This window comes from Pseudomonas laurylsulfatiphila (assembly GCF_002934665.1).
Taxonomy (GTDB): domain Bacteria; phylum Pseudomonadota; class Gammaproteobacteria; order Pseudomonadales; family Pseudomonadaceae; genus Aquipseudomonas; species Aquipseudomonas laurylsulfatiphila.
In genome coordinates this window covers 228,954-248,641 of the sequence record NZ_NIRS01000009.1, presented here as the reverse complement: position 1 = coordinate 248,641, position 19,688 = coordinate 228,954, and the positions used below count along the sequence as shown (strand labels likewise).

The window sequence follows — 19,688 nt, the reverse complement described above, 5'->3', positions numbered from 1 at the left end:
TACCTCCTGTAGGAGCTGCCGCAGGCTGCGATCTTTTGTGTTTTGTTCAAAGTCTTCCAGCAGGCGCATAAGGCGTCGGATCGATAATCGGCGTACGACCCAGCATCACATCGGCAAACAACTGACATGACGCCGGCGCCAACACCAGTCCGTTACGGTAATGCCCACAGTTGAGCCAGAGCCCCTCAAACCCCGGCACCGGGCCGATATAGGGAATGCCCTCGGGTGATCCCGGGCGCAATCCAGCCCAGTGCCCCACCACTTCGGCATCGGCCAGTGCCGGGATCAATTCCACCGCCGACGCCTTCAGGCTTTCCAGTGCCGCCCCGGTCGGCGTCTTGTCAAAACCTTCATGCTCCAGCGTACTGCCGATCAGTATGTGTCCGTCGCGCCGGGGAATCGCATAACGGCCCTTGGCCAGGACCATGCTTGGCAGGAAATCCGCCGCGCACTTGTAGAGAATCATCTGCCCTTTCACCGGCTCGACCGGCAGCGTCAGATCAAGACACTTGAGCAATTCACCGCTCCAGGCTCCCGCCGTCAGAACGACTTGATCGCCGAGAACAACACCGGTGGCGGTCTGCACGCCAACCACTTTGCTGCCGTCACGAACAAACCCGCTGACTTCGCACTGCTCATGGATTGTCACGTTCGGCAGCGCCAGCAACGCAGCCTTGAGCGACTTCACCAGACGCGGGTTACGCACATTGGCGACGTCGGCCATATAGATCGCCCGGGAAAAACCGCTGCCCAGCACTGGCACCGCGTCGTGTGCCGCCGAGATATCAACGGCACTCAACGGACGATGTTCCCGGGCAGCCCAGGCCAGTGCTTCAGCCTCGTCATCCAGATCCAGCCAATACAGACCGGTGGTATGCACTTCAGGATCAACACCGGTGGCGGCGAACAAGCGCTCGCCCAGTTGTGGATAAAAGTCCTGGGACCAGTGAGCCAACGCAGTGACCGCCGGGCTGTAGCGCCACGGGTAAAGTGGCGAAACGATGCCGCCACCGGCCCAGGACGATTCCTGACCGACGTTCGAGCGATCCAGCAGCACAACGCTTTGCACTTCGGAGGCGAGATTGAAGGCCGTCAGCAAGCCAATCACCCCACCGCCGACAATCACCACTTGCTGTTGCCTGGTCATGTTCTGATCCAATCGTTAAATAGACAGAGGGTGCAAAAGGCACCCGAAAAGGAAACTCAGCGCCCCCAGCAGTCTTTGCTGGTCAGGCCGGACTTCGCATTGACCATACCGAGCACACCGGTGTTGGTGATGGTCAGATCACCGCATTTGTCAGTGGCCATGCTTGAGTCAGCCTTGCGTACCGCCGTCAGCAGAAAGGTCTGGTCGGTCAGGGCTGGAGTGATGCTGTAGTAGTCATTGCCGGCGCTGAGGCCTGTCGCATCGGTGTAGACATTTTTCTGCGAGTAGAAACGCTCCAGGAGCTGCGCCTGCTCCGAAAGCAGACCAGCCACTTCCGCGCGACGGCCCTTGTTCAGGTACTCGGTGAAACTCGGGGCGGCAATGGTCATGACAATCCCGATGATCGCAATCACGATCATGATTTCGATCAGGGTAAAACCGCGGTTGGAACTACGCATGCCTCAACTCTCACTTACTGTATTTGTCGCCACATGATGCGACGGCTGCCGCCGGATTTTTCCATCCCCGGCGCATCGTCGCCAGTGGAATCGTTTACGATCCCGCCATTGTTGCCGGTATCCTGGGTCGAATGCTCTCCGACAAAGATCACACCATCGGACAGCGTGTCGAGGTTGTCGACCACGCCATCGGCGTTGCTGTCGAGCATCTTAACGCTGATCGCTTCGGGCAGCTTCAGGCAGACGGCTTTCAAGCCCTGATTGCCATGATAGAAACCGTACCAGTTGCCATTCGCCAGACAGGTTGGCCGGTTCAGCGCTGGCGAATCCGCTGGCGTGGCTGCATGCGCCGACATCGACAGGTCAAGCGCGACAACGACGCCGAGCAGGTGTGACCATAACCTGGCAGGTCGCTCAGTACTTCGCATAGATACTCTCCACCACACTGCGCGAATGCCCCGCGATGCCGACTGCCGTTACCCGATACAAGGTCGCCTGGGTATTGATTGGCACATTCACCGCATTCTTGCTGACACCGATGTTTTGCACGCCATAAAAGCCCTTGCCCGATGCAATCCAGGTCACTCCGGAAGTGGCGTTGAAACCGGCTGCAGTAATAGTCGAGGACTCGGACGGTGGTGCACATTGAACGATGCCGCTGCAAACAGGTGACGCATAACTGTCCCGTTGCACTCCACTCTCGCCCACCCGTAATGCGGCTTCGGCAGTCTGAAATGACTGGTTGCGCATGGCGACGCTACCGGCCATTTTTTCCTGCAGGGTCGCGTTCTGCATCGAGGAGAGACCGATCAGCGTCAGCAAGAGCAAGAACACCAGACTGACCAACAGCGCCATGCCGCGCTGGGTGTAATACGTCATGGGAGAACGATTCAATGGCATTCCCTCATGGCAAGCGGTTGCGCAGTGCGGCAACCACGTTGAAGGTTTGATCACTCACCCGGCGGCTCGGATCGATAAGGGTCAGGCTCAGGCGAACACTACGAATCAGTGCGGGGTCCGGCGGGTTGCTGCTGTAGCGGGATGCAGCCAGATCAGTGGCCGTACTGGCCAAGCCGAAGCTCACGTCGAAAGCGCCGACGTTGTCCACCAGTACCTGGGGTGCTGCGGCCCCGCCCTTCATGAGCAACTGGTTGTTGCTGAACCTGTAAGTCAGCCGCCGGATGGGAAATGCCTGCTGCCCTGCCGCTGGCGTCCGACCTTCACTGTAGGCCGTCGAATGGGCTCTACAATCAGAAAGCACGGTCCAGTCCGGCTTGTCGCCATTGCTGCCGACATCCGACATCACCAGCGTCAACTGGCGGCCGCCGTTGTCCCAAAGGATCGGCGTTTGCTGACTGGCATGGAAATCACGTTGTCGACTTGAGTCAATGATCGTTTCCAGACAACCGAACATCCCGACCATGCGGATTTCCTTAATCATTTTGCTCAGTACGAAACGTGCATCCTCCTGCATGTTCGCTGCCGCATTCTGGCTGAGATAGGTGTTCTTGGCCGCGATGAAAACCTGCACCACGCCGAGCACCACGATCAGGCTCAATGCCAGGGCGATCAGCAACTCGACCAGGCCGAAGCCTTTGCTGCAACGAGTCATGGGGTCGCCCCCGGATCGACGGCTGTGCGGCTGGTCAGGACGAAGCTGCGCCGCGAGTCGGCGGTATTCGCGGCCCGTGAGTCGTCCCAGTTGATCGTGATGGTGTACACCTGCTGGTTGACGGTGACACTGCCGGTCGCGGTGGCGCCGAGTGAGCTGACAATGTTGGCGTTGAAGTCAAAGAGGTCCTGATCCCGGGCAACGTCCGGATTGCCCGAAGCCGGAGGCGCAATGGTGTAGTCCGCAACGGCATTGGCACGAATGCGGTCCAGCATGTCGTAGGCGATAAAACTGGCCTGACTGGTCATGCGCGCGCTGTCCGTGTACTTCAGCGCATTGAGCTGAAACGCCGCTGCGCCCAGCAACCCCACTCCCAGAATGACTAACGCCACCAGGACTTCGACCAGCGTCATGCCCTCCTGCGAGCTTTGCATCCCTGCCTTCATCCGCAACGTCCACCCAATAGAATTCGTCCGTTCAAACACACTGTCAGCGTCCTGCTTTGTGCTCCCCGCCCATAGCTGATCACCACCTCCGAGGACGGCGATGACAATCCGCCCAGACTGTTGAAATCGATGGCAGTGACGCCAGAGGTTAGCGCCAGAGTTGCGCCGTTGCTCATCGCCGGAACAAACCGCAATACATTGGCCAAAGCGCCAGTACCGTCGTAAATCGCCAGCTCCCCACTCCAGGCATCCCCGCCGGCTGTCGGCCGCACCCGCGTGGTATTGCCCCGATCGATGGCCTCGAGCCGGGCAACATTCAACGCTCGCCGCAGGTCCGCGATTTCGGTATCAGCCCTGGTTGTTTGAGTCGAGCGGGTAAACGCCGGGACGGCCATAGTCAGCAGGATCAGAAGAATCGCGAGCGCGATCAGCAACTCGATCAGCGTGAAACCTTTTGTACGATGCTCCATCGGGCCCTTCTGTTTCCTTCGGCTATACCTGCTGTTGCGCAGCACAACGTTCGAACGATGCTGTGCGTCGCCATTTCTCGCGCACGGATTGCGCGAGCCACAGCACGCCACGGAGGGAAATATCATGCGGCAACACGGCTTCAGCCTGATCGAACTGTTCATGGGACTGGCAATTACAGGAATTGTTCTGCTTCTGGTTACTCCGGCGTTCGCAACGCTGGTCGAGTCGAACCAAAGACAGCAAGCGGCGCAGGCTCTTTTCAGTGGTATTCGCACCGCTCGGAGCGAAGCCATCGTCCGCAACCAGGCCGTGGTGATTCACGGCATCAATGGCGACTGGAGCCAAGGCTGGCGGATGATCCTGGATATCAGCGGCAAGGGGGAGATGGACAGCGACAATCCATTGTTGGCCGAACGCCAGAGCAGCGCACGCGTGTCGATTGCGGGGAACGGTTCGGTCGAAAGCTCAATCCGATTCAGAGGTCAGGGCGAAGCACTGATTGGAGGAACGTTACACATTTGCGCCGTTCGCGAGCCGGTAAGCCAACACCAAGTGGTGTTGGCACGGACCGGTCGCGTCAGCCTGCGCAACGACAAGGCTGAGGAGGCGTTATGCGAAAAAAGGACTAGATTCAGAGCAACGAGCGAACGCGCAGTTCTTTAGGCATCGAGAACGTGATGTTCTCCTCGCGACCGGCCAGTTCATCGGCACCAGTGGCACCCCAGGCCTGCAACTGCTGGATCACGCCGCGCACCAGGACTTCCGGGGCGGATGCGCCAGCGGTGATGCCGATACGCTCGACGCCGTCGAACCAGCTCTTTTGCAGGTCTTCGGCACCGTCGATCAGGTAGGCCGGAGTGGACATGCGCTCTGCCAGTTCGCGCAAGCGATTGGAGTTGGAACTGTTCGGGCTGCCGACCACCAGCACCACATCGCACTCGTCGGCCAGTTGCTTGACCGCGTCCTGACGGTTTTGCGTGGCGTAGCAAATGTCGTCCTTGCGCGGTCCGCCGATGGCCGGGAAGCGCGAACGCAGAGCGTCGATAACGCGACTGGTATCGTCCATCGACAAGGTGGTCTGGGTCACGAAGGCGAGCTTTTCTGGGTTGTTCACCTGCAACGCCGCGACATCTTTCTCGTCTTCGACCAGGTAGATCGCGCCACCGTTGCTGGCATCGTACTGGCCCATGGTGCCTTCGACTTCCGGGTGACCGGCGTGGCCGATGAGGATGCACTCTCGGCCGTCACGGCTATAACGCGCCACTTCGATGTGGACTTTGGTCACCAGCGGGCACGTGGCATCGAACACTTTCAGCCCGCGGCCAGCCGCTTCGCTGCGCACGGCCTGGGAAACGCCGTGCGCACTGAAGATCACAATGACGTCGTCCGGCACCTGATCCAGCTCTTCGACGAAGATCGCACCACGGGAGCGCAGGTCTTCGACGACAAATTTGTTGTGGACCACTTCGTGGCGAACATAGATCGGCGGCCCGAAGACTTCCAGGGCGCGGTTGACGATTTCGATCGCCCGGTCCACACCGGCGCAGAAGCCACGGGGGTTGGCGAGTTTGATTTGCATGCTGTGCCTCGTGTCTTGCGCGCAGGAAATTGGATCATTGCAACTTACTGTAGGAGCTGGCTTGCCAGCGATGGGGCCACTGGGTTCACCACAAGGCTCCGAGGCCTCATCGCCGGCAAGCCGGCTCCTACAGAAAAGCGATTACAACGCTTTGACGGAAATGATTTCCACGTCAAAGGTCAGCGTCTTGCCCGCCAGCGGGTGGTTGAAGTCGATGGTCACTTGCGCGTCGTCGAACTCTTTCACCACGCCCGGCAGTTCAGTATTGGCCGCATCGTTGAAGATCACCAGCAAACCCGGCGACAGCTCCATGTCTGCAAACTGCGAGCGCGGAATGATCTGCACGTTTTGCGGGTTCGGCTGGCCGAACGCGTTTTCCGGCTCGATGCTCAGTGTACGCTTGTCACCGGCCTTGAAACCGAACAGAGCTGCTTCGAAACCTGGCAACAGGTTGCCGTCACCGACCTTGAAGGTCGCAGGGGCCTTGTCGAAGGTGCTGTCCACCGTGTCGCCATTCTCCAGGCGCAATGCGAAATGCAAGGTGACTTCCGTGTTCTGGCCGATGCGTTGCTCTGCCAATACCTGTTCAGTCATGAACGGTTTCTCCGGTCTTTTTACTTTTGAACATATCCAGTGCCAACATGACAGCACCTACCGTGATTGCACTGTCGGCAAAGTTGAACGCCGGGAAATACCAGCGGTTCTGCCAATGCACCAGAATGAAATCGATCACATGGCCCAGGGCAATGCGGTCATACAGATTGCCCAGCGCGCCGCCGAGCACCAGTGCCAACGCAACCGCCAGCCAGGTCTCGTTGCGCCCCAGACGCTTGAGCCACACCACCAGCACCGCACTGACCACGACTGCGATCAAGGCGAACAGCCAGCGCTGCCAGCCGGAGCTGTCAGCCAGGAAGCTGAACGCCGCGCCAGTGTTGTAGGCCAGGGTCCAGCTGAAGTAATCGGGGATGATCACGATCTGCTGGTACATCTGGAGCTTGCCTTCGAAGTAGAACTTGCTGGCCTGGTCGATGACCAGTACCAGCAAACTCAACCAGAGCCAGCTCAGCCGTCCGAAACGGCCAACGGCATTAGGCATAGTGACGGACCTCGCCAGCGCCGCTGATGTTATCCACGCAACGACCGCAGATTTCCGGATGCTCCGGATTCACGCCGACGTCTTCGCGGCAGTGCCAGCAACGGGCGCATTTGGCGTGGGCTGACTTGACGATCTTCAGCTTCAGGCCGCTGACTTCAGTAACGACCGCGTCCTCTGGTGCCTTCACAAACGGTGCAACGCTGGCAGTTGAGGTGATCAGCACGAAACGCAGTTCGTTGCTCAGCTTGACCAGGTCGGCAGTCAGCGCGTCTTCGGCGAACAGCGTCACTTCGGCTTGCAGGTTGCCACCGACAGCCTTGGCTGCACGCTGGATTTCCATCTCTTTGTTGACCGCGACCTTCACTTCCATGATGCGATCCCAATAGGCGCGACCCAGCTCGAAGCCTTCCGGCAGTTCGCTCAGGCCTTCGTACCAGGTGTTGAGCATGACGGACTCGTTACGCTCGCCCGGCAGGTACTGCCACAGTTCGTCGGCGGTGAACGCCAGGATCGGCGCGATCCAGCGCACCAGCGCTTCGGAGATGTGGAACAGCGCGGTCTGGCACGAACGGCGGGCCTTGCTGTCGGCGCCAGTGGTGTACTGGCGATCCTTGATGATGTCGAGATAGAAGCCACCCAGCTCCTGCACGCAGAAGTTGTGGATCTTCGAGTACACGTTCCAGAAGCGGTATTCACTGTAGTGCTCTTGCAGCTCGCGTTGCAGCAGCAGGGTGCGATCCACGGCCCAACGGTCCAGCGCCAGCATTTCTTCGGCCGGCAGCAGGTCGGTGGCCGGGTTGAAGCCGGTCAGGTTCGACAGCAGGAAGCGCGCGGTGTTACGGATACGCCGGTAGGCGTCCGCACTGCGCTGCAGGATCTGCTCGGAAACCGCCATTTCACCCGAGTAATCGGTCGAGGCTACCCACAGACGCATGATGTCGGCGCCCAGGGTGTCGTTGACTTTCTGCGGCGCGATCACGTTGCCCAGGGACTTGGACATCTTGCGGCCGGACTCGTCGACAGTGAAACCGTGGGTCAGCAGTTCGCGGTACGGCGCGTGGTTGTCGATGGCGCAACCGGTCAGCAGCGACGAGTGGAACCAGCCACGGTGTTGGTCCGATCCTTCCAGGTACAGGTCGGCGCGCGGGCCGGTTTCATGGCCCATCGGGTGCGAACCGCGCAGGACGTGCCAGTGCGTGGTGCCCGAATCGAACCAGACGTCCAGGGTATCGCTGATCTTGTCGTACTGCGGCGCTTCGGCGCCCAGCAGCTCGGCGGCGTCCAGCTTGAACCAGGCTTCGATGCCTTCGACTTCGACGCGCTTGGCAACTTCTTCCATCAGCTCGACGGTGCGTGGGTGCAGTTCGCCGCTTTCCTTGTTCAGGAAGAACGGGATCGGCACGCCCCAGTTACGCTGACGCGATATGCACCAGTCCGGACGGTTGGCGATCATCGAGTGCAGGCGCGCCTGGCCCCAGGCCGGGACGAACCTGGTGTCTTCGATGGCTTTGAGCGAGCGCTGACGCAGGGTGTCGCCGGTGGTCGGCTGCTTGTCCATGCCGATGAACCACTGCGCGGTGGCGCGGTAGATCAGCGGGGTCTTGTGGCGCCAGCAGTGCATGTAGCTGTGTTCGATGACGGTGGTGTGCAGCAGCGCACCGACTTCGGTCAATTTGTCGACGATGGCCGGGTTGGCCTTCCAGATGAACTGGCCGCCGAAGAACTCCAGCGAAGGCACGTACACGCCGTTGCTTTGTACCGGGTTGAGAATGTCGTCGTTGACCATGCCGTACTTCTTGCAGGTCACGAAGTCGTCCACGCCATAGGCCGGAGCGGAGTGAACCACGCCAGTACCGGCGCCCAGCTCGACGTAGTCGGCCAGGTACACCGGCGACAGGCGGTCGTAGAACGGGTGACGGAAGTTGATCAGTTCCAGCGCCGAACCAGCGACGGTAGCGATCACCGAACCTTCCAGCGAGTAGCGCGCCAGGCACGACTCGACCAACTCTTCAGCCAGCACCAGCAGCTTGTCGCCGACGTCGACCAGGGCATAGTTGAATTCCGGGTGGACGTTCAACGCCTGGTTGGCCGGGATGGTCCACGGGGTGGTGGTCCAGATCACGATCGAGGCTGGCTTGCCCAGGGCAGGCAGACCGAAGGCGGCAGCCAGCTTGGCTTCGTCAGCAATCGGGAAGGCCACGTCGATGGTCGAGGACTTTTTGTTCTCGTACTCGACTTCCGCTTCAGCCAGGGCCGAACCGCAGTCGAAGCACCAGTTCACGGGCTTCAAGCCCTTGAACACGAAACCGCCCTTGACGATTTCAGCCAGGGCACGGATTTCCCCGGCCTCGTTCTTGAAGTCCATGGTCTTGTACGGGTTGGCGAAGTCGCCCAGCACGCCCAGACGGATGAACTCGGATTTCTGCCCTTCGATCTGCTCGGTGGCATAGGCTCGGCACAGTTCGCGGGTCTTGTCCGCGCCCAGGTTCTTGCCGTGGGTCACCTCGACCTTATGCTCGATCGGCAGGCCGTGGCAGTCCCAGCCCGGGACATAAGGCGCGTCGAAGCCCGACAGGGTCTTCGAGCGGATGATCATGTCCTTGAGAATCTTGTTCAGCGCATGACCGATGTGAATCGTGCCGTTGGCGTACGGAGGGCCGTCGTGCAATACGAACTTCGGACGATCCTTGCCAATCTCGCGCAACTTTCCGTACAGGCCAATACTGTCCCAGCGCTGCAGGATCTGCGGTTCGCGCTGTGGCAGGCCGGCCTTCATTGGGAAGGCGGTGTCCGGAAGGTTTAGCGTGGCTTTATAGTCGGTCATTTAAGGCTCTTCATTAGCGATGGGCGCTAGGTGCGGCTAGTGCACGGGCGGCGGCGACATCCGCGCTGATCGCCGTTTTCAGTGCCTCCAGAGAGGCGAAACGCTGCTCTTCACGCAGCTTGTGGTGGAAAACCACCGTTAAACGCCGGTCATACAGATCGCCGGCAAAATCTAAAAGATGCACTTCCAGGTGGGCTTTGCCATCACCTTGAACCGTGGGCCGCACGCCGATATTGGCGACGCCGGGCCAGGTCTTGCCATCGATCTCGACGTCCACCAGGTAAACCCCGGTGAACGGTACGCGACGGCGCTTGAGTTGTATGTTGGCCGTGGGCGTACCCAACTGCCGAGCAAGCTTCTGGCCATGCAATACGCGACCGGCGATCCGGTACGGCCGCCCGAGGAGGCGTTCGGCCAGGGCGAAATCCGCGGCGGCCAGGGCATTGCGGACCTGCGTGCTGCTGACCCGGATGCCATCCAGCTCGACGGTTTGCGCCGCTTCGACGGTAAACCCCTGGAGGATTCCGGCCTGTTGCAGGAAATCGAAATCTCCCGCGCGGTCACAACCGAAACGGAAGTCATCACCGACCTCCAGGTGCTGGACACCCAGGCCATCGACCAGAATGGTATCGACGAACTCGCTGGCGCTGAGTTTGCTCAGGCGTTGGTTGAAAGCCAGGCACAGAACGCGGTCGACGCCTTCGGCGGCCAACAATTGCAGCTTGTCCCGCAGACGGGCCAGACGGGCCGGTGCGGTCTCCGGAGCGAAGAACTCGCGCGGTTGCGGCTCGAAAATCACCACGCAACTGGGCACGCCCAACTCGAGCGCACGCTCACGCAGCCGCGCCAGGATAGCCTGGTGGCCACGGTGTACACCGTCAAAGTTGCCAATAGTGGCGACACAGCCCCGATGCTGGGGGCGCAGATTGTGGAGGCCTCGAACCAGCTGCATAACGCGCTTCTTGCTCATAAAGTGGTCGATTATAACCACACCCGGCGGCCGACGACAGGCAACACCGTAACCCAAAGTGATCGAGCCGACAAAACCGCCGGCTCGCCCGTGTTTATCGAGGCCGGAACCTCAGCCAAGCGTCTTGCGATTGAAGTCGCGCAAACGGAAGCCCATCAACACTAACATGCCGAAATAGGCCACCACACCGGCAACTACCAAAGCACCCAGACGCAGGAAACGCTCAAGCATCTGCCCCTCACCCCAGGCCGGCATGAAATGCATCCCTGCCAGCAACACGCCAGACATCACCGCCACCGCAATCACCAGCTTGAAGCCGAACTTTGCCCAGCCCGGTTGCGGCTGGTACATCTGCTGTTTACGCAGCTGATAGAAGAGCAGCCCCGCATTGAGGCAGGCGCCGGCGCTGATGGCGAGCGCCAGGCCCGCGTGAGCCAGAGGACCAATCAGCAACAGGTTAAACAACTGAGTGACGATCAGCGTGAAAATTGCGATCTTCACCGGTGTTCGGATGTTTTGTTGCGCATAAAAGCCCGGGGCCAGCACTTTAATCACGATAATCCCGAGCAACCCGACGGAATAGGCGATCAAAGCACGCTGAGTCATGGCCGCATCATGGGCATCGAACTGACCATACTGGAACAAGGAAACCGTCAGCGGTTCGGCCAGAATCCCCAGCGCCAGGGCGCAAGGCAATACCAGCACGAAACATAGACGCAGGCCCCAATCGAGGATGCGCGAGTATTCGTGGCGATCCTTGCTGGCGTAAGTCTTGGCCAGGGTCGGCAGCAGGATTGTCCCCAGCGCCACGCCCAACACCCCGGACGGCAGCTCCATCAAACGGTCGGCGTAATACATCCACGACACGGAACCGGCCACCAGGAAAGACGCGAAGATCGTGTTGATGATCAACGAAATCTGGCTCACCGAGACACCGAGAATGGCCGGCAGCATTTGCTTCATGACGCGCCACACACCGCTGTCACGCAGGTTCAGGCGCGGCAGTACGAGCATGCCGATCTTTTTCAGGTGCGGTAGCTGATAGAGCAACTGCGCCAGCCCGCCGACCAGTACCGCCCAGCCGAGCGCCATGACGGGCGGATCGAAGTACGGCGTCAAAAACACCGAAAAGATGATCATGCTGACGTTCAGCAGGGTCGGCACGAAGGCCGGCACCGAAAAGCGGTTCCAGGTATTGAGGATCGCGCCAGCCAACGACGACAGGGAAATCAGCAGGATGTAGGGAAAGGTCACCCGCAAAAGGCTGGAGGTCAGTTCGAATTTTTCCGGCGTGTCGGTGAAACCCGGCGCGGTGACCCAGATGACCCACGGCGCGGCGATCATGCCCAACGCCGTGACCAGCGCCAGTACCAGCGTCAGCAGGCCCGAGACGTAGGCGATGAAGGTACGCGTCGCCTCTTCACCCTGCTGGCTTTTATATTCGGCAAGAATCGGCACGAACGCTTGGGAAAACGCCCCTTCGGCAAAGATTCGCCGCAGCAGATTGGGCAATTTGAAGGCGATAAAGAAGGCGTCAGTCGCCATTCCTGCGCCAAATGCGCGCGCGATGAGGGTGTCTCGGACAAATCCCAGAATCCGGGAAAGCATCGTGATAGAGCTGACGGCGGCCAACGATTTGAGCAGATTCATGGAAAGAGTTTGTGCCTGTCGATAAACAGCAGGCGAACTACGCGCCTACTTGTGCGATACTCCGCGCCGCAACAGCACAGAGCCAAAGCTCGCGAGTTTACAGGTCACACGCCGGAAAGAAATATCCCGTCGCACCACGCCTACCACTTAGCGGAACGTTTCAAGCGCCCTTGACAAGACTTCAACTCATCGGCATGATTCGCGGCCTATTTTGTTTGCTATTTCCTAAAAAGTCTTTCGAGGAGCTCGACGGTGGCCAACTCACCTTCCGCCAAAAAACGTGCAAAACAGGCTGAGAAGCGTCGCAGCCACAACGCCAGCCTGCGTTCCATGGTTCGTACCTACATCAAGAATGTAGTTAAGGCCATCGACGCAAAAGACGCTGCCAAAGCTCAAGCCGCTTACGTTCTGGCTGTGCCAGTTATCGACCGCATGGCCGATAAAGGCATCATCCACAAGAACAAGGCCGCTCGTCATAAGAGCCGCCTGAATGGCCACGTGAAGGCCCTGAACGTTGCCGCTGCTGCCTAAGCGACACGCTCATTAAAAAACCGACCTCAGGGTCGGTTTTTTATTGCCTGCGATTTGATGCACCCACCACAAAAAACTGTGGGAGCGAGCCCGCTCGCGAAGAGGCCATCACATTCAGCATCATCACCGACTGTCACACCGCCTTCGCGAGCAGGCTCGCTCCCACACCTGGATTTGCGCCTGATTATTGGGCGTGCGCCCACGGCAAGATCGGAATCGCCGTCACCGCATTCTGCGGACTGCCCTCGATCAAGCGATCGCTGTACACCAGGTACACCAGCGTATTGCGCTTCTTGTCGAGGAAGCGCACCACCTGCATGGTCTTGAACACCAGGGACGTGCGCTCCTTGAATACCTCGTCGCCATCCTTGAGCTCACCCTTGAAGCTGATCGGCCCGACCTGCCGGCAAGCGATGGACGCCTCGGCACGATCCTCGGCCAATCCAAGACCACCCTTGACCCCGCCCGTCTTGGCGCGCGACAGGTAGCAGGTCACACCCTCGACCTTGGGATCATCAAAAGCCTCGACCACGATCCGATCATTTGGCCCGACGAACTTGAACACTGTCGACACCTGACCGATTTCCTCGGCCGAAACCAGCAGCGGCATCGCCAACAGCAATCCCAACAATCCTTTTGCCACGCGCATTCAGGTATTCCTTCAGACCAGGATCAGGTTATCGCGGTGAACCAGTTCCGGCTCCGCCATGTAACCCAGCAGACCGACAATCGCCTCGGACGACTGACCGATGATTTTTTGCGCTTCCAGCGCACTGTAGTTGGCCAGGCCGCGAGCGATCTCACGACCGTCCGGCGCCACGCAGACCACCATCTCGCCGCGACGAAAGCTACCCTGGACCAATTTGACCCCGACCGGCAGCAAGCTCTTGTTGCCCTGGGACAACGCGGTCACCGCGCCGGCATCCAGCACCAGGGTGCCACGGGTTTGCAGATGACCGGCCAGCCACTGCTTGCGTGCCGCCAGCATGCCGCGCTCCGGCGACAGCAGGGTGCCGATGCGCTCACCCGCCTTGAGACGATCCAGCACACGCTCAAGCCGCCCACCGACGATGATGGTGTGAGCACCGGAACGGGCCGCCAGACGCGCAGCGCGCAGCTTGGTCTGCATGCCGCCACGTCCCAGCGCTCCGCCCGTACCACCTGCCACCGCATCGAGCGCCGGATCATCGGCACGCGCCTCGTAAATCAGCTGGGCATCCGGATTGTTGCGCGGATCGGCGTCGAACATGCCATCACGATCCGTCAGGATCACCAGCAAGTCCGCCTCGACCAGGTTCGCCACCAGCGCCGCCAGGGTGTCGTTGTCGCCGAAACGGATTTCGTCGGTGACCACGGTGTCATTCTCGTTGATGACCGGAATGACCTTGAGCTCGACCAATGCGCGCAAGGTACTGCGGGCGTTCAGGTAGCGCTTGCGGTCGGACAGGTCGTCGTGGGTCAGGAGAATCTGCGCGGTATGCCGGCCGTGCTCGGCAAAGCTCGATTCCCAGGCCTGCACCAGCCCCATCTGGCCGATTGCAGCAGCGGCCTGAAGCTCGTGCATCGCACTGGGTCGCGAAGTCCAGCCCAAGCGGCTCATACCGGCCGCCACCGCCCCGGAGGACACCAGCACCAGCTCGACACCCGCCTCATGCAAGGCCACCATCTGCTCAACCCAGACACCCATTGCCGCGCGATCCAGGCCCTTGCCGTCCGCCGTCAGCAAAGCGCTGCCGATCTTCACGACCCAACGCTGCGCACCTGTCACCTTGCTCCGCATCATCTTCAACCTTAGCTTGAGGACAGCGCGACCTGGCACTGCCCGTGACGTTATTCGTGGCTATTCGCGACCAACGATTTACAGATACTAAAACGCCGCTCGATTGAGCGGCGCTTAAGTTTATCGCAACGAATCAGTCACGCACGTAAATGATTTCCGGACCGTCTTCGTCATCCACATCTTCTTCGTCCCAATCATCGTCGCCAATGTCGTGGACCGACTTCACGCCACTGCGACGCAGCGCACGCTTGTCATCCAGCGCCTGCAGTTGCGCGCGGGCCTCGTCTTCGATGCGCTGATCGAGATCGGCCAGCTCTTCCTTGTAGGCCGGGTCATTGGCCAGGCGATCAGCACGATCTTCCATGTAACGCATGATGTCGTGGCACAGACGCTCGGTACCGAGCTTGGAGATGGCCGAGATCACGTAAACCGGACCAGTCCACTCAAGGCGATCAACGATTTCCTTGACACGAGCATCGTGCTCTTCATCAAGGATCTGGTCACACTTGTTCAGGACCAGCCAGCGATCACGCTCCGCCAGGGACGGGCTGAACTTGATCAGCTCGTTGACGATCACTTCAGCCGCATCCGGTGCGCTGGCATCATCCAGCGGCGCCATGTCCACGAGGTGCAGCAACAGACGCGTACGCGCCAAGTGCTTGAGGAAGCGAATGCCCAGACCAGCACCTTCGGAAGCGCCTTCGATCAAACCCGGAATATCGGCAATGACGAAGCTCTTCCAGCGATCGACGCTGACCACACCCAGGTTCGGCACCAGCGTGGTGAACGGGTAGTCGGCAACTTTCGGCTTGGCAGCCGAAACCGAGCGGATAAAGGTACTTTTACCGGCGTTCGGCAAACCCAGCAGACCGACATCAGCCAGTACTTTCATTTCCAGCTTCAGGTCGCGCTGCTCACCCGGCTTGCCCGGAGTGGTCTGGCGCGGCGCACGGTTGGTACTGGACTTGAAACGGGTGTTGCCCAGACCGTGCCAGCCGCCCTGCACCACCATCAATTTCTGACCGGCCTTGGTCAGGTCGCCAATGACTTCCTGAGTTGCGGAGTCGATCACCGTGGTGCCGACCGGAACGCGCAGGATCAGGTCTTCACCCTTCTTGCCGGTGCAGTCGGTGCTGCCGCCGTTGGAGCCACGCTCGGCATCGAAGTGCCGAGTGTAACGGTAGTCCACCAGGGTATTGAGGTTTTCGTCGGCCATCATGTAGATGGAACCGCCATCACCACCATCACCACCGTTCGGACCACCGTTTTCGATGAATTTTTCCCGACGGAAACTCATGGCGCCATTGCCGCCATCACCAGCCTTTACTCGAATCGATACTTCATCAACAAACTTCATAACAAACGCCTCTCGCCATACGGACGAGCCGAAAAACAATCAAGACATAAGACTCTTGCAAAAATGAGCGCAGCGACCCCAAACCACGACACCTACATCGTACGCCGACAGCCCATACAAACAGCTTTGCAAGAGACTCACCCCACAAACGAAAAAGCCCCGTCGCGAGACAGGGCTTTTCCAGCGATCGCGCAATTAAGCTGCGACTACGCTCACGTAACGACGACCGAAGGCGCCTTTTACTTCGAACTTGATCACGCCTTCGACTTTAGCGAAGAGGGTGTGATCTTTACCCATGCCAACGCCGTAGCCAGCGTGGAATTGGGTACCGCGCTGACGCACGATGATGTTGCCTGCTTTGATAGCCTGGCCGCCATACATCTTCACGCCAAGGCGTTTGGCTTCTGAGTCGCGACCGTTACGGGTACTACCACCAGCTTTTTTGTGTGCCATGAGTTCAATTCTCCTAGTGAGGAATTAGGCTGAAATTAAGCCTGAATACCGGTGATTTTGATCTCGGTGTACCACTGGCGGTGGCCCATACGCTTCATGTGGTGCTTACGGCGACGGAACTTGATGATGCGGACTTTATCGTGACGACCTTGGGAGATCACTTCAGCCACAACGGTAGCGCCAGCAACAACTGGAGCGCCGATATTCACGTCGTCACCGTTGGCAACCAACAGAACGCGATCAAAGGTAACGGATTCGCCGGTAGCGATTTCCAGTTTTTCGATCTTCAGGTATTCACCTGGGGCGACTTTGTACTGCTTGCCGCCAGTAACGATTACTGCATAAGACATGGTATTTCTCCGATAATCCTGCTCACCCAGCTCTTTATAAGAAGAGGTATTGGCTGGCATGGCTGCATGGGGCTGGAAGGCCCGCTTGCAATTGCGTAAGGCAGGTGCTGCCCAGGAAGTTCAGGGTGCGCGATTGTACGCAAGCCACGCCAGCCTTGCAAGGGGCCGTCCATCGCGCCTTGACACCTGCTGGCGTGGGTCCTAGCATGCCGCGCAACCCTTCTGGAGCGACTGTCGCTGATGCAACCCCAAGCTTTCTACCGCGCGGTGGCGGACGATTTTAGCGCCGTCGACGGCATCATCAAGAAGCAGCTGACTTCGCGGGTGCCGCTTGTATCGAAAATCGGCGATTACATCACCTCGGCCGGCGGTAAACGCCTGCGTCCCTTATTAGTGCTGCTATGTGGCAAGGCCCTGGGCCGTGAAGGCGACGAACTGCGCCTGCTGGCCGCCACCATCGAGTTCCTGCACACCGCCACCCTGCTGCATGACGACGTGGTCGACATGTCCGGCATGCGCCGTGGCCGCTCGACCGCCAACGCCATGTGGGGCAACGCGCCAAGCGTGCTGGTCGGTGATTTCCTGTATTCGCGCTCCTTCGAAATGATGGTCGAGCTGGGTTCCATGCCAGTGATGAAGATCCTTTCGCAAGCCACGCGCATCATCGCCGAAGGCGAAGTGTTGCAGCTGTCGAAGGTGCGTGACGCCAGCACCACCGAAGAAACCTACATGGAAGTCATCCGCGGCAAGACCGCGATGCTCTTCGAAGCCTCGACCCACAGTGCCGCCGCCCTGTGCGAAGCCACGCCGGAACAGGCCGAAGCCCTGCGTACATTCGGTGATCACCTGGGGGTGGCCTTCCAGTTGGTCGACGACCTGCTTGACTACAAAGGCGACGCCGAGACCCTGGGCAAGAACGTCGGTGACGATCTGGCCGAAGGCAAGCCGACTCTGCCGCTGATCTACACCATGCGCGAAGGTACGCCGGAACAGGCCGCCCTTGTGCGCAAGGCGATCCAAAAAGGCGGAATCGAAGATCTGGAAAGCATCCGCGAAGCCGTGGAAGCTTCGGGTTCGCTGGAGTACACCGCACAACTGGCCCGCGATTATGTGGCCCGCGCGATCAAGTGCCTCGAAGCGCTGCCCGCCAGCGAATACCGCGATGCGCTGGTTGAACTGAGTGAGTTCGCGGTAGCCCGCACGCACTGACCCCCGTAGGAGCCGGCTTGCTGGCGATTGCATCACCACGGTGTTCCTGACACACCGGGTTGCATGCATCGCCAGCAAGCCGGCTCCTACAGTCCCACCTTCCGGCTCTAAAACCCTATATAATGTGCGCTTTTTAGCGATCCTGAATCCAAGGAGCCTTAGTGAGCACGCTGCCACCCTGCCCAAAATGCAATTCCGAATACACCTACGAAGACGGCACCCAACTGATCTGCCCCGAGTGCGCCCACGAATGGTCCGCCAGCGGTGAAGCCGAAGCGGCGTCCGATGACTCAGTGAAAAAGGATTCGGTCGGCAATGTCCTGCAGGACGGCGACACCATCACCGTGATCAAGGACCTCAAGGTCAAGGGTACCTCCCTGGTGGTCAAGGTCGGTACGAAGGTCAAGAACATCCGCCTGTGCGATGGCGATCACGACATCGACTGCAAGATTGACGGCATCGGCCCGATGAAACTCAAGTCCGAGTTCGTCAGAAAAGTCTGATCCTGCTGTCCTCCATCCCACGCCCCGCGCGGGATGGAACCCCCTCCCCCGCTTCACCCGGTAAATCCACGTAATAGCCAGACGCCAGTCCTTTTGACCTGACGCAATCTTTACCCGGAAAAAAGCGCAAACCGCCAATAGGCCCTTGCTATTTGATGAATAAGAATTATTCTCATCAAACCTTAAGTGGAGATGAGAACCATGACTTATTTGATCGATGCCTGGCTGGACCGCCCACACCCATACCTCAGGATCCTGCATCGGGAAACCGGGGAGGTCTGTGCCGTGCTGGAAGAGGAAGCCTTGAACGAGCTGCAGGACCAGGGCGACCTGGACGTCAGCGGCCTGAGCTCAAGCGAGCCGGTGGTGCTCAAGGAACTGGTGCGCAATCTGTTTCTGTTCTGCTATGCCCGGGCGTTGCGCCCGCACAGTGAACTGCACCACAAGATCGAACTATGAGAAACGTCGCAAGACTCTGTAGGAGCGAGCTTGCTCGCGAAAAACTCAAAGACACGCGTTTATTCAGAATGCCCGCGTAATCGTTGACGCCCATCGCGAGCAGGCTCGCTCCTACAGGTAATCGGTCTTACAGAACGTCAAGCAGCTCGACGTCGAACACCAGTACGCTGTGCGGCGGGATGCCGCCAACGCCTTGAGCGCCGTAAGCCAGCTCGCTCGGCACGTACAGGCGCCATTTGCTGCCGGCGTTCATCAGTTGCAGGGCTTCGGTCCAGCCGGCGATCACGCCGCCAACCGGGAATTCTGCAGGCTCGCCGCGCTCGTAGGAGCTGTCGAACACAGTGCCGTCGATCAAGGTGCCGTGGTAGTGAGTACGCACGGTGTCTTCACGGGATGGCTTGGCGCCCTCGCCAGCAGTCAGAACTTCGAACTGCAGGCCGGAAGCCAGAGTGGTGATGCCTTCACGCTTGGCGTTTTCAGCCAGGAAAGCCAGGCCTTCGCCAGCGGCCGCTTCAGCCTTGGCTGCAGCTTCGGCCTGCATGATTTCACGGATGACCTTGAAGCTGGCGGACATTTCTTCCTGACCCACACGGCTTGGCTTGCCGGCGAATGCGTCGGTCAGACCCGCCAGGATCGCGTCCAGGCTGACACCCGGTGGCGGGTTGTCACGCAGCTGATCGCCCAGCTGACGGCCAATACCGTAGCTGACGCGGGTTTCGTCGGTGGACAGATTTACTTCGGACATGACACTGCTCCGCTATGCGGACGGCCTGGAACTTGCCGTGCGTGC

The 19,688-nt window shown here is 59.6% G+C and carries 24 protein-coding genes; 5 read left to right on the top strand and 19 right to left on the bottom strand.

The genetic code is table 11. The features are described 5' to 3' along the window. Window positions 1–46 precede the first annotated feature (46 nt). The 7 genes from thiO to CD175_RS29260 are packed head-to-tail and all read right to left on the bottom strand — an operon-like array spanning window position 47 to window position 4,133. Window positions 47–1,147, bottom strand: coding sequence for a glycine oxidase ThiO (gene thiO, locus CD175_RS29290; RefSeq protein WP_104451408.1), 1,101 nt, complete (start codon window positions 1,145–1,147; stop codon window positions 47–49). A 56-nt stretch (window positions 1,148–1,203) separates the two neighbouring features. Next, window positions 1,204–1,605, bottom strand: a complete 402-nt coding sequence (locus CD175_RS29285) for a type IV pilin protein (RefSeq protein ID WP_104451407.1) — start codon at window positions 1,603–1,605, stop codon at window positions 1,204–1,206. A gap of 14 nt (window positions 1,606–1,619) precedes the next feature. After that, the gene (locus tag CD175_RS29280; protein ID WP_240629035.1) at window positions 1,620–1,961 is read right to left on the bottom strand and encodes a hypothetical protein; all 342 of its coding nucleotides are present in this window, start codon (window positions 1,959–1,961) and stop codon (window positions 1,620–1,622) included. 58 nt (window positions 1,962–2,019) lie between these two features. Beyond that, window positions 2,020–2,499, bottom strand: coding sequence for a pilus assembly PilX family protein (locus CD175_RS29275; RefSeq protein WP_104451446.1), 480 nt, complete (start codon window positions 2,497–2,499; stop codon window positions 2,020–2,022). A gap of 10 nt (window positions 2,500–2,509) precedes the next feature. Next, the gene (locus tag CD175_RS29270; RefSeq protein ID WP_104451405.1) at window positions 2,510–3,217 is read right to left on the bottom strand and encodes a PilW family protein; all 708 of its coding nucleotides are present in this window, start codon (window positions 3,215–3,217) and stop codon (window positions 2,510–2,512) included. Further along, window positions 3,214–3,663, bottom strand: coding sequence for a type IV pilus modification protein PilV (pilV, locus tag CD175_RS29265; protein ID WP_104451404.1), 450 nt, complete (start codon window positions 3,661–3,663; stop codon window positions 3,214–3,216). Before pilV ends, CD175_RS29270 begins: the two co-directional genes overlap by 4 nt. Beyond that, a complete protein-coding gene (locus CD175_RS29260; protein WP_104451403.1) occupies window positions 3,660–4,133 on the bottom strand; it encodes a GspH/FimT family pseudopilin in 474 nt (157 codons plus the stop codon). The genes pilV and CD175_RS29260 overlap by 4 nt, the downstream gene beginning before the upstream one ends. A 124-nt stretch (window positions 4,134–4,257) precedes the next feature. On the opposite strand from CD175_RS29260, the gene CD175_RS29255 reads away from it, so the two are divergent. Then, window positions 4,258–4,797, top strand: coding sequence for a GspH/FimT family pseudopilin (locus tag CD175_RS29255; protein ID WP_104451402.1), 540 nt, complete (start codon window positions 4,258–4,260; stop codon window positions 4,795–4,797). Here the strand turns inward: CD175_RS29255 and ispH are convergent. From ispH to murJ, 6 genes are all read right to left on the bottom strand, one after another. After that, complete coding sequence (ispH, locus tag CD175_RS29250; protein WP_015096888.1) at window positions 4,766–5,713, bottom strand: 4-hydroxy-3-methylbut-2-enyl diphosphate reductase; 948 nt, start codon at window positions 5,711–5,713, stop codon at window positions 4,766–4,768. The genes CD175_RS29255 and ispH overlap by 32 nt on opposite strands. Before the next feature lie 141 nt (window positions 5,714–5,854). Further along, entirely contained in the window at window positions 5,855–6,292 is a 438-nt protein-coding gene (fkpB, locus tag CD175_RS29245) for an FKBP-type peptidyl-prolyl cis-trans isomerase (protein ID WP_172435717.1), read from the bottom strand. 7 nt (window positions 6,293–6,299) lie between these two features. Next, window positions 6,300–6,812 carry a signal peptidase II gene (lspA, locus tag CD175_RS29240; RefSeq protein ID WP_007970932.1) on the bottom strand — a complete coding sequence of 171 codons (513 nt, stop codon included), beginning with the start codon at window positions 6,810–6,812 and terminating at the stop codon, window positions 6,300–6,302. Further along, window positions 6,805–9,636 (bottom strand): isoleucine--tRNA ligase, encoded by a 2,832-nt coding sequence (gene ileS, locus CD175_RS29235; protein ID WP_104451401.1) that lies wholly within the window; start codon window positions 9,634–9,636, stop codon window positions 6,805–6,807. Before ileS ends, lspA begins: the two co-directional genes overlap by 8 nt. Window positions 9,637–9,649: 13 nt before the next feature. Beyond that, window positions 9,650–10,588: a bifunctional riboflavin kinase/FAD synthetase gene (gene ribF / locus CD175_RS29230; RefSeq protein ID WP_104451400.1), complete on the bottom strand. Its 939-nt coding sequence runs from the start codon at window positions 10,586–10,588 to the stop codon at window positions 9,650–9,652. Window positions 10,589–10,717: 129 nt separating this feature from the next. Beyond that, window positions 10,718–12,256 (bottom strand): murein biosynthesis integral membrane protein MurJ, encoded by a 1,539-nt coding sequence (murJ, locus tag CD175_RS29225; RefSeq protein ID WP_104451399.1) that lies wholly within the window; start codon window positions 12,254–12,256, stop codon window positions 10,718–10,720. 252 nt (window positions 12,257–12,508) lie between these two features. On the opposite strand from murJ, the gene rpsT reads away from it, so the two are divergent. Then, a complete protein-coding gene (gene rpsT / locus CD175_RS29215; protein WP_007970922.1) occupies window positions 12,509–12,787 on the top strand; it encodes a 30S ribosomal protein S20 in 279 nt (92 codons plus the stop codon). 184 nt (window positions 12,788–12,971) lie between these two features. On the opposite strand, the gene CD175_RS29210 is transcribed toward rpsT, so the two are convergent. The 5 genes from CD175_RS29210 to rplU all read right to left on the bottom strand — a co-directional run bounded on the left by CD175_RS29210 (window position 12,972) and on the right by rplU (window position 16,727). Continuing rightward, window positions 12,972–13,436: a CreA family protein gene (locus tag CD175_RS29210; protein WP_007970921.1), complete on the bottom strand. Its 465-nt coding sequence runs from the start codon at window positions 13,434–13,436 to the stop codon at window positions 12,972–12,974. Between the two features lie 12 nt (window positions 13,437–13,448). Then, window positions 13,449–14,567, bottom strand: a complete 1,119-nt coding sequence (proB, locus tag CD175_RS29205; RefSeq protein WP_033047437.1) for a glutamate 5-kinase — start codon at window positions 14,565–14,567, stop codon at window positions 13,449–13,451. Window positions 14,568–14,700: 133 nt separating this feature from the next. After that, a complete protein-coding gene (gene cgtA / locus CD175_RS29200) occupies window positions 14,701–15,924 on the bottom strand; it encodes an Obg family GTPase CgtA (RefSeq protein ID WP_008052064.1) in 1,224 nt (407 codons plus the stop codon). A gap of 195 nt (window positions 15,925–16,119) precedes the next feature. After that, window positions 16,120–16,377, bottom strand: coding sequence for a 50S ribosomal protein L27 (gene rpmA / locus CD175_RS29195; RefSeq protein ID WP_003281574.1), 258 nt, complete (start codon window positions 16,375–16,377; stop codon window positions 16,120–16,122). Between the two features lie 35 nt (window positions 16,378–16,412). Next, window positions 16,413–16,727, bottom strand: coding sequence for a 50S ribosomal protein L21 (rplU, locus tag CD175_RS29190; RefSeq protein ID WP_003176051.1), 315 nt, complete (start codon window positions 16,725–16,727; stop codon window positions 16,413–16,415). Window positions 16,728–16,967: 240 nt separating this feature from the next. Here rplU and CD175_RS29185 point away from each other — a divergent pair, with 240 nt between their 5' ends. The 3 genes from CD175_RS29185 to CD175_RS29175 all read left to right on the top strand — a co-directional run bounded on the left by CD175_RS29185 (window position 16,968) and on the right by CD175_RS29175 (window position 18,898). Further along, window positions 16,968–17,936 (top strand): polyprenyl synthetase family protein, encoded by a 969-nt coding sequence (locus CD175_RS29185; RefSeq protein ID WP_007970914.1) that lies wholly within the window; start codon window positions 16,968–16,970, stop codon window positions 17,934–17,936. 161 nt (window positions 17,937–18,097) lie between these two features. Continuing rightward, window positions 18,098–18,439, top strand: coding sequence for a zinc ribbon domain-containing protein YjdM (locus CD175_RS29180; RefSeq protein WP_104451398.1), 342 nt, complete (start codon window positions 18,098–18,100; stop codon window positions 18,437–18,439). A gap of 201 nt (window positions 18,440–18,640) precedes the next feature. Beyond that, window positions 18,641–18,898, top strand: coding sequence for a PA4570 family protein (locus CD175_RS29175; protein WP_007970910.1), 258 nt, complete (start codon window positions 18,641–18,643; stop codon window positions 18,896–18,898). A 127-nt stretch (window positions 18,899–19,025) separates the two neighbouring features. Here CD175_RS29175 and CD175_RS29165 read toward each other — a convergent pair whose 3' ends face one another. Continuing rightward, window positions 19,026–19,643 (bottom strand): BamJ family beta-barrel-assembly machinery protein, encoded by a 618-nt coding sequence (locus CD175_RS29165; RefSeq protein WP_104451396.1) that lies wholly within the window; start codon window positions 19,641–19,643, stop codon window positions 19,026–19,028. Window positions 19,644–19,688 lie beyond the last annotated feature (45 nt).